General features: G+C 64.3%; 7 protein-coding genes. 6 read left to right on the top strand and 1 reads right to left on the bottom strand.

Features of this window, described 5'->3' with window-relative positions:
• The first annotated feature begins 11 nt into the window (after positions 1–11).
• The 6 genes from M2S36_RS03780 to M2S36_RS03805 all read left to right on the top strand — a co-directional run bounded on the left by M2S36_RS03780 (position 12) and on the right by M2S36_RS03805 (position 5,792).
• Complete coding sequence (locus tag M2S36_RS03780) at positions 12–896, top strand: LysR substrate-binding domain-containing protein (protein ID WP_063911173.1); 885 nt, start codon at positions 12–14, stop codon at positions 894–896.
• A 23-nt stretch (positions 897–919) separates the two neighbouring features.
• On the top strand, positions 920–2,308 hold the full coding sequence (locus tag M2S36_RS03785; RefSeq protein ID WP_085601707.1) for a threonine synthase: 1,389 nt from the start codon (positions 920–922) through the stop codon (positions 2,306–2,308).
• Positions 2,305–2,742: an Lrp/AsnC family transcriptional regulator gene (locus M2S36_RS03790; protein ID WP_015268886.1), complete on the top strand. Its 438-nt coding sequence runs from the start codon at positions 2,305–2,307 to the stop codon at positions 2,740–2,742. Before M2S36_RS03785 ends, M2S36_RS03790 begins: the two co-directional genes overlap by 4 nt.
• A 207-nt stretch (positions 2,743–2,949) precedes the next feature.
• A complete protein-coding gene (locus tag M2S36_RS03795; RefSeq protein WP_207835654.1) occupies positions 2,950–3,993 on the top strand; it encodes a homoserine dehydrogenase in 1,044 nt (347 codons plus the stop codon).
• Between the two features lie 12 nt (positions 3,994–4,005).
• On the top strand, positions 4,006–5,424 hold the full coding sequence (locus M2S36_RS03800; RefSeq protein ID WP_207835656.1) for an aldehyde dehydrogenase family protein: 1,419 nt from the start codon (positions 4,006–4,008) through the stop codon (positions 5,422–5,424).
• A gap of 44 nt (positions 5,425–5,468) precedes the next feature.
• Entirely contained in the window at positions 5,469–5,792 is a 324-nt protein-coding gene (locus M2S36_RS03805) for a RidA family protein (protein WP_333956741.1), read from the top strand.
• Between the two features lie 23 nt (positions 5,793–5,815).
• Here M2S36_RS03805 and M2S36_RS03810 read toward each other — a convergent pair whose 3' ends face one another.
• Positions 5,816–6,769, bottom strand: coding sequence for an arsenic resistance protein (locus tag M2S36_RS03810; RefSeq protein WP_207835658.1), 954 nt, complete (start codon positions 6,767–6,769; stop codon positions 5,816–5,818).
• Positions 6,770–6,845: the final 76 nt, after the last annotated feature.

Here is a 6,845-nt window from a genome sequence, read left to right on the forward strand (position 1 = left end):
AGAAACCGCCGATGACCCAGAAAACCCTGCCCCCCTTGAACTGGCTCAGAGCCTTCGAAGTGTCGGCGCGTTACCTGAACTTCACCCATGCAGCCGAGGAACTGCACCTCACCCAGGGGGCCGTGAGCCAGCAGATCCGCCACCTGGAGAGCCAGTTGGGGGTGGCGCTGTTCAAGCGCCTGCCCCGGGGGCTGGGGTTGACTGAAGAGGGCCAGTCCTACCTGCCGGTGGTGCAGGATGCGATAAGCCGGCTGGCGGTAGGCACCAATGAAATTTTCGGGCAACGCCAGCGTCGGCCCCTGAAAGTGCGCGGCAGCCTGTCGTTCCTGCACTTCTGGCTGGCGCCCCGACTGGCCGATTTTCGCCGTTCGCACCCGCAGGTGGACATCCGCTACATCAGCAACCTGTGGGTCAAGGAACTGGATGCCGAGGATGACCTGGAAATCCGCTGGGGCAGCGGCCAGTGGGCGGGAGTGGAAGCGCAGCGCCTGACCCGCGACGTGCTGGTGCCGGTCTGCTCGCCTGCGCTGATTGCCGGCTCCCCGCTACGCGAGCCGCGCGACCTGGCCCGCGTCCCGTTGCTGCATGTGCTGGGTTACGAGGAGGGGTGGGGTTATTGGCTGGAGCGGGTTGGCGCCGATCAGGTCGACTCCTCCAGCGGCCTGCAGTTCGACACCCTGGTGGCGACCTTGCGCATGGCGGAACTGGGGCTTGGGGTGGCGCTGGCGCGCTCGTCGCTGGTGGAGGACTTGCTGCAGGAGGGGCGGCTGGTGGCGCCTTTTGCCCAGCGCATCGAGGCGAGCGAGTCGTTTTACCTGGTACGTGGCCTGGGTGAGGCGTTGTCCACGGATGCCCAGGCCTTCAGCCACTGGTTGGTGGCGATGGCCCACCGTTAATCAAATAGTTACCTGGAGCACCGATGCAGTACACATCCACGCGCGGCAACGAGATACGGGTTGATTTTCGCACGGCGCTGCTTTCCGGGCTGGCCGACGATGGCGGGCTATACGTGCCTGCCGCGGTGCCGACCTTCAGCCAGCAAGAGATTGCCAGCTGGTCGTGGTTGCCGTTCGACGAACTGGCCTGGCGGGTGATGGCACCGTTTGTCGGTGACACGCTCGACGAGCCGACCCTGAGGGCGCTGGTCAGCGACAGCTATCGCGGGTTCAAGCACCGTGGCATCGCGCCGTTGCAGCAGATTGGCCACAACGAATGGATCCTGCAGCTGTTTCACGGGCCCACCCGGTCCTCCAAGGATTTCGCCGCACAGTTGCAGGCTCGGCTCATCCGCCATTTCCTGGGGGCCGATTGCGAACGGGTCATGCTGGTCGGTGCCAGCAACGGCGATACGGCGGTGGCCGCTATCGAAGCCTTGCGGCATTGCCCTACGGCACGCTTGCTGGCGCTGTACCCCAGTGCAGGGACGCCGGCCGACCGGGCGGCGGTGATGCGCAGTGCCGCTTCCGACAGCGTCAGCTGCGTGGCCGTGGACGGCAGCTTCGATGACTGCCAGTCGCTGGTGTCGGCGCTGCTGCGTGCATGGCCATGCCCCGGGCTGATACCCGTGAGCTTCAACTCGACCAACTGGGTCGGCGTGCTGGCGCAGATCGTGTTCTATTTCCACGCGGCGCTTCAGCTGGGTGGGGGCAATCGGCCGGTGGGTTTCAGCATCCCCACGGCCAGTTTTGCCGAGATCTACGCAGGGTTCATTGCCCAGAAAATGGGCCTGCCGATCAACCAGATCATTGTCTCCACCAACCGCAACGATGCCTTGCACCGGTTCATCCACTGCAATCGCTACAGCCGTGGCTCAACCAGCCAGACCTTGTCGCCGGTCATGGACTTCTCGCTGTTCTCCAACCTGGAGCGCTTCGTCTGGGAGCTGTATGACCGCGATGGCGAAGCGACCCGGGCGCTGATGGAGCACTTCGAGGATTGTGGCGAATTGAGCATCGGCAACCGCCAGTGGTTGCATGCGCGCATGCTGTTCGACTCCTATGCCGTGGATGACGCGCTGATCCGCGAAGAAATCGTCACGCTGTTCCACGAAACCGGCAGCGCAGTAGACCCACACGCGGCCACCGGGGCATTCGCCGGGCGCCTGCACCGGCGCAACATTGGCGCGCCCATCGTCACGCTGGGGCAGTTTGCCCCGGAAAAGTCCGCCGGGTTGCTGGCGGAGCTGGGGGCCTGGCATGGTGAAGTACCGGCCAGTGTCGTGGATGCTGCAGGCGGCGGGCCGCTGCTGGCACCCGACGACCTGGCGGGGGTTCATGAATTACTGGCCCGGTTGCAGGCAGGACGATGAAGCGCATCCTCGACCCCCTGGACGAGCGTATCCTCGCCGAGCTCACCGCCAATGCACGCATTGCCCATGCCGAGCTGGGGCTGAAGGTGAACCTTTCGCGTAATGCGGTACGCCAGCGCATCGAGCGCCTGGAGCGTGACGGGGCGATCCAGGGCTACACCTTGCGCATCGGTGAGGGACGACGACCGACCTCGTTGATCAACGCGGTCATCTTCGTCTACCGCTATGACCGCATGCGCGGAGAAGCTGTGCTCGATGCGTTGCGCCAGATCCCCGAGGTTATCCAGTGTGAAGTGCTCAGCGGCGAGTTCGACCTGCTGCTGCGCGTCGAGGCTTCCAGCCCGGAACGGGTGCACCATGTATGGAAGGAGATTGCCGCCATGCCGGGGGTCGAGAACACTGTGACATCGTTCGTCCTGGCCACGGTGATCTGAGCCGCGCACTCGCGTTTGGTAACCCTCGCCCCAACAACGCCGCCCGGGCTTGCGCCCTGGCGGCGTTGTGCATTCTGGCGGCGCGCGGGCGTGCATCGGGCACTGGTCAGATTGGCCAGTAAATACAGCGGATTGCCATATTCAACTGGCATTGCCCGGCTCTTAGGCTTGTCCTCATCGACCAATCGCCTGGAAGGACAGCAAACCATGACCGAATACAAGATCGCACTCGTTGGCTTTGGCGGCGTGAACCGTGCCCTGGCCCAACTGATCGCCGAACGCAATGCGCGCTGGCAGAAAGAGCTGGGCTTTGGCTTGAAGATCGTTGGCGTCACCGACCTGTTCCTGGGTTCGGCAATCGACCGCAACGGCCTGGACGCGGCCACGCTGGCTGCTCTGCCCGCTCAGAAGGGGGCGCTGGCGCAAATCCCTCAGGGTTCGGCAGAGGCGTTCAACGAGTCGGTGATCAAGCAGTCCGGTGCCGACATCATCGCCGAGGCTACCTTCACCAACCCCAAGGACGGTGAACCGGCGGCAACCTTCTGCCGCTGGGCGCTGGAAGCGGGCAAGCACGTGGTCACTACCAACAAGGGGCCGATCGCCTTGCATGCCCAGGCGCTGAAGGCCTTGGCCAAGGCCAATGGCGTGTCGTTCGAATACGAAGGCGCTGTGATGAGCGGTACACCGGTGCTGCGCATGGCGCGCCAGACCTTGGCCGGCGCGGGCCTGGTGGGGTTCGAGGGCATCCTCAACGGCACTTCGAACTATGTGCTGACACGTATGGAAGAGGGGCTTGGTTTTGCCGAAGCGGTGGCCCAGGCGCAAGCACTTGGCTACGCCGAGGCAGACCCGAGCGCCGATGTGGAGGGGTATGACGTGCGCCTGAAAGTGGTGATTCTCGCCAACGAGCTGCTCGGTGCTTGCTTGCAGGTGAACGATGTCACCTGCAGCGGCATCAGCAGCCTCGACAGCGCGGCTATCCAGCAAGCGCAGGCGGCGGGCCAGCGTTGGAAGCTGATCGGCAGTGCCAGCCGTGAAACCGATGGCTCGGTGCGTGCCAGCGTCGAAGCGCGCCTGCTGCCCGGCAACCACCCCCTGGCGGGTATTTCCGGTGCCACCAATGCGGTTGCATTCAACACCGAATTGCTGGGCGCTGTGACCGTGTCCGGCCCAGGTGCGGGACGTGTGGAAACGGCATTCGCCCTGCTGTCGGATATCGTCGCCATCCACAACGCTGGCCGCTCGGCCTGAGGAGCAACCTTCATGAGCCTGACTTCCGTGTCCCGGGTAGCCGCCCAGCAACCCACCTTGATCGATGTGTACAGCCCCTTCGACGGTAGCCTGGTCGGTAGCGTCGCCAACCTTGCTGCCGATGCCGTGCCTGGTCTGCTCGTCCGTGCCCGCCAGGGCGTGCGCGAAAGTGCCGCGCTGCCCCGGCACCGTCGCGCCAGCATTCTGGAGCAGGCCGCACGGCTGATCGAACGTGACGCCGCGGATTTTGCCGGCCTGATTGTCGACGAAGCGGGCAAGACCCTGCGTCAGGCCGAGAAGGAGGTGAAACGCTGCATCAACACGCTCAAGCTGTCTGCCGAGGAAGCGCGGCGCAACGCCGGCGAGGTGGTGCCTTTCGATGCCTATGAAGGCTCCGAGTCGCGCCAGGGCTGGTTCACCCGCGAGCCGTTGGGGCTGATCCTGGCCATTACCCCGTACAACGACCCGCTCAACCTGGTGGCGCACAAGCTGGGGCCAGCGATTGCTGGTGGCAATGCGGTCATTCTGAAGCCTTCGGAGCTGGCCCCGCTTTCTGCCTTGAAGCTGGTGCAGTACCTGGTTGATGCAGGGCTGCCGGAGGCTGTCGTCACCGTGGCCACTGGCGGTGCCGAACTGGGCAAGGCCCTGGTGGCCGTGCGTGAAGTGCGGATGATTTCCTTCACGGGCGGCTTCGCCACGGGTGAACAGATTGCCCGCGGGGCGGGCCTGAAAAAACTTGCCATGGACCTGGGCGGTAACGCCCCGGTGCTGGTACTGAAGGACTGCGACCTCGAGGCCACTGTCGAGTCTTGTGTGTCAGGCGCATTCTGGGCGGCCGGGCAGAACTGCATCGGCACCCAGCGCATCCTGGTGGACGCTTCGATCTATGAGGCGTTCCGCCAGCGCTTCGTTGCCTTGACCCAGGCGATGGTGGTGGGTGATCCTGGCCTGCGCGAAACCGACATGGGGCCGATGATCACCGAAGGCTCGGCACGGCAGATTGAAGAGCGCGTGAGCCAGGCCCTTCAGGGCGGCGCTCGCCTGCTCTGCGGCCACAAGCGGCAAGGGGCTACCTATGTGCCGACGGTGCTGGAAGGCGTTGACCATGGCAGCCGGCTGTGGCGTGAAGAGGTATTCGCACCGGTGGTGATGCTGGCGCCTTTCGAGGATATCGAGCAGGCGATTGCATTGGCCAACGCCCCGGAGTACAGCTTGCACGCCGGTGTGTTTACCCGCGATCTGTCCTTGGCGTTGAGCCTGGCGCGGCGTATCGAGGCGGGCGGCGTGATGATCAACGACTCGTCCGACTACCGCTTCGATGCCATGCCATTCGGTGGCTCCAAATATGGGAGCCTTGGGCGCGAGGGGGTGCGGTTCGCCTACGAGGACATGACCCAGCCCAAAGTCGTCTGCCTCAACCAGATGGGCTAAAAGGAGGAATCTTGATGATCGAACGGTATGGACAAGGCGAACGGATGTCGCTGGCAGTGAGCTACAGGGGCCTGTTCGAAACGGCTGGCGTGGTCGCGGACGACCTGCGGCAGGATGTGCAGGGGCAGTTGCGCCAGGCGTTGAGTACGATCGATGGGCTGATGGCTGAGGCTAACGTCGGCAAGGAACATTTGACCCGGGTTCAGTTATGGATTGCCGACTACAACCACTTCGACCTGGTCAATGAGGTGTACGACGCCTGGTTGCAGGGTTGTCCGAAACCAGTACGGGCTTGCGTAGGCGCAGACTTGGGAGAGGGTTACCTGGTCGAGGTACAGGTGTTTGCCGTGTGCCCTGAGCGCTCCTGACCGTGAGTGACCGATGCCCCGGGTCAGCGCACGACTCGGGGTACCGCCCTGATATAGACCAGTTCACTTACCAGCTCCACCAATGTCTGTGTAATCACAGCTGCCGCCGCCAGTCCGCGCATGTCTTGCGGCAACGCCAGCGCCAGCGGCAGCACTACCAGTGAGTTGCGCGTGGCGGCGCTGAAGGTTACCGAGCGTGCTTCGGTGGCCGGCAAGCGCAGCAGCCTCGCCGATAATATGCCCAGCGCAGGCGCCAGCAGCATGAAGCCGATGTACACCGGAATCACCGGCAGCAAGCGGTCGAAATCACGCAGCACCACGGCAATCTGCGAGGCGATCACTACCACCAGCACCAAGGCCATGGCCGGTACCGGCATCCACGCCCAGGCGTCGTTCCAGGCCGAGACCGTGCGCGAGCGACGGGCGCCGGCGCTGGTGAGCACGGCGAGGACCATCGGCAGCACGATCAACAGCACGAAGGCTTCCACGAACGGGGTGACGGAGATGGCCACGTTGCTGCTGTCACCCAGCATCAGGGCCAGGTAAAGCGGCAGCAGCGCCAGTTGCACCAACAGCAGCACGGGGGTGGCGGCCAGGGTCAGGCGGGCGTCGCCTTTGCCGATGTGGGTGAACACCACCACATAGTCGATGCACGGCGTTAGCAGCACCAGCAGCGCGCCGATGAGGATCGCCGGGTGTTCGAGCAGCCCGCGGGTGATGCCCCAGACCAGCAGTGGTACGAGGATGAAGTTGGCCAGCAGCAGGGCGGCGATGAAGCGGCGGTTGCCCAGGCCTTGGCGCAGGTCGAGGAAGGGGATTTGCAGAAACATCGCGTACATCAGCACGGTGATGGCGGGGGTGACCAGGGCTTCCAGGTGGCGTGCAGTGTCGCTGGCCAGCAGGCCGAAGGCCACGGCGGCGAGCACGACGGCGAAGTAGATCGGGATCTGCTGGGTTTCGAGTTGCTCTCTGGTCAAGGTCCGGCCTGTGCTTGAAGGAAGGAACGCAATCATAACCTGTGGGAGCGGGCGTGCCCGCGGTACAAACCGGAGA

Origin of the sequence: Pseudomonas sp. SF2 (assembly GCF_036858055.1) — a bacterium.
Lineage (GTDB): Bacteria > Pseudomonadota > Gammaproteobacteria > Pseudomonadales > Pseudomonadaceae > Aquipseudomonas.

What these genes read in the sequence shown, in the direction of transcription:
- M2S36_RS03795 (WP_207835654.1), top strand. Translation starts at nt 2,950, where the DNA reads ATGACCGAATACAAGATCGCACTCGTTGGCTTTGGCGGCGTGAACCGT.
- M2S36_RS03805 (WP_333956741.1), top strand. Translation starts at nt 5,469, where the DNA reads ATGTCGCTGGCAGTGAGCTACAGGGGCCTGTTCGAAACGGCTGGCGTG.
- M2S36_RS03785 (WP_085601707.1), top strand. Translation starts at nt 920, where the DNA reads ATGCAGTACACATCCACGCGCGGCAACGAGATACGGGTTGATTTTCGC.
- M2S36_RS03780 (WP_063911173.1), top strand. Translation starts at nt 12, where the DNA reads ATGACCCAGAAAACCCTGCCCCCCTTGAACTGGCTCAGAGCCTTCGAA.
- M2S36_RS03800 (WP_207835656.1), top strand. Translation starts at nt 4,006, where the DNA reads ATGAGCCTGACTTCCGTGTCCCGGGTAGCCGCCCAGCAACCCACCTTG.
- M2S36_RS03790 (WP_015268886.1), top strand. Translation starts at nt 2,305, where the DNA reads ATGAAGCGCATCCTCGACCCCCTGGACGAGCGTATCCTCGCCGAGCTC.